Origin of the sequence: Chryseobacterium sp. Leaf394, from assembly GCF_001424105.1 — a bacterium.
Classification (GTDB): Bacteria; Bacteroidota; Bacteroidia; order Flavobacteriales; family Weeksellaceae; genus Chryseobacterium.
This window is the reverse complement of the sequence record NZ_LMQH01000011.1, coordinates 1,008,573-1,010,671: the sequence shown is the minus strand read 5'-3', so window position 1 is coordinate 1,010,671 and position 2,099 is coordinate 1,008,573. Positions and strand designations below refer to the sequence as shown.

At 29.3% G+C, this 2,099-nt stretch carries 3 protein-coding genes; all 3 read left to right on the top strand.

What is annotated here, in order from left to right; translation table 11 throughout:
- Positions 1 to 448, top strand: a 448-nt coding sequence (locus ASG21_RS09085) for a hypothetical protein (protein WP_206743172.1), incomplete at its 5' end; no start/stop codon positions are given.
- Complete coding sequence (locus ASG21_RS09080; protein ID WP_056078603.1) at positions 426 to 1,367, top strand: polymorphic toxin-type HINT domain-containing protein; 942 nt, start codon at positions 426 to 428, stop codon at positions 1,365 to 1,367. The genes ASG21_RS09085 and ASG21_RS09080, both read left to right, overlap by 23 nt.
- Before the next feature lie 14 nt (positions 1,368 to 1,381).
- Positions 1,382 to 2,005 carry a hypothetical protein gene (locus ASG21_RS09075; RefSeq protein WP_056078600.1) on the top strand — a complete coding sequence of 208 codons (624 nt, stop codon included), beginning with the start codon at positions 1,382 to 1,384 and terminating at the stop codon, positions 2,003 to 2,005.
- Positions 2,006 to 2,099: the final 94 nt, after the last annotated feature.

Sequence of the window (2,099 nt, the reverse complement as noted above, 5' to 3'; positions counted from 1 at the left end):
TGGTCTTGGTGAGAAGACAGAGTTTGTAGAGCAAAAACTCACATCCAAAACAGTTTCTAAACTTCATATTAAATTGGAAGATTGGCTGGGAGACGATTTGATGGAGTGCTATCCGTGCTATTTGATTACGGAAAATTTGAAAGAAAATTTAAAAAATCAAACATTTACAGGATACATGATTGAAGATGTAGAGATTTCAATGGGTGAGTATTTTTTTAATAATTATAATGTAAACAAGTCGATTCCTAAGTTTTATTGGCTTAAAATAAATGGAGATGAGAATAAAACTGATTTATATATTGGAAAAGAGAAAAAATTGTTCTGTAGTGAAAAACTTCTCAATTTCTTAACTTCCAATTGTGTTTTAAATTATTTAAAAATAAATCCCGAAAGAAATGAATTTGATGATCTTTTAGACCAAATGATTGCAGAAAGTAAAAAAAAGTAAGGAGCTAAAAAACCTAAGCAAGCAGGCGCTAAAGAAAAGCATAGATGATGTTGCTAAAAAACTTTTAAAAACCTGCGTATTTGCATGTTTTCCTGCAGGAACTCCAGTGCATACTGAGCTTGGTATTAAAAATATTGAAGATATACAGATTGGTGATATGGTCTGGGCATATGATGAGGATACAGGTTCTGTTACATTACAACCCGTAATTGATTTGATGGTGAACGAAAGTGATCATACTATTAATATTTACACCGAGGCTGAAATCATTGAGACAACTGCAATTCATCCTTTTTATACAGAAGAGGGTTGGCAAGATGCTTCAGAGCTGGAAAAAGGAGATTTAATCTTAACGAAAGAAGACCAAAAAATTGAAATAAAAAAGATTGAATTTAATTATGAACCCAAGAAAGTTTTTAACTTTGAAGTAGCTCACTTTCATACTTATTTCGTTGGTTTGTTGGCATTACTTGTTCATAATACAGGTAGATGCTTATCTCAGATGATGTTGGAATCTCAAAGATGGTTTCAAAATATTATGAGAGGAAACAGCTTTAATAATGTTATGAATGCATTTACTGAGGAGTTAGCAACTAATGGAGGTAAACTATTTCGTTCGGAGCTTGACGTATTGCTGAAGAATGGTAAAAAAGGGCGAATAGACTCATATATAGAAGGGATAGGATTAATAGAAAGGAAAGCTACTGATTTATCTAAGGTTACAACGCAAACTGCTAAAAGTTATATTAATGATGCAGCTAAATATGTTGGTTCAAAATCCAAAGAATTAGGCAAATTATCTGAAAAGGCAATTTTACATGTGGAAAATGCTCAAGGAGTATCGAAAGAAGTCTTAGATTATGCTAAAAAGAAAGGAGTTCAAATAATAGATGATATATCGCAAATAAAAGGATTATAAATTAATAGAGAATTATGTATTTATACAAATTTTTACAGTACAATGACTTAGAAAAGAGTGTTTTATCTGAAGATGAAACTCTAGAAAACATAATGGACTTGGTATTGGATGGAACACCAAACAAAGAAGAAAAAAAAGCCTTAATAACAACTGAAGATTGGTCAAAATATGCTTATCAAAATGAGAAAGAATATCATCTTACTGTTTATCTTAACGATAAATTGTATTGTTATATAGATAATTCTACAATGGATATTAACATTGACTTTCTAACTTATAATCAGGGTGAAATATTTAAACACTTGACATTGGTTTATGATAAATACAACATGGATATAGCTTTTGAAGAGGATAGGTATGAAAAATTTCAAGACGATGCATTATTTTTAAGTCAAATAAATAATTACTATGAAGATGATGAGAAAAAAGTTACAAACAAGTTAATTTTTAAGCTTGAAGGAAGTGCTAATATTCTAAGCACGACATTTGATAAAAAAAATAAAAAAACTTCTACAGAAGCCAAAAAAACGAAAGCTAATGTGTCTCATAACTTTATATCACCACCAAAAAACTATATTGACTATGAAAAACTTATAGATTATAAAAATATTCTTAAACCAGAATATTTAGATTTATAGAGTGGATCAATAAGGAAGTTTTGCAAAATAATTTTTTGCGTAATTTTTAGATTTTTTTAAAAAAAATATTCTATTAGACGAGAATGTATAACAC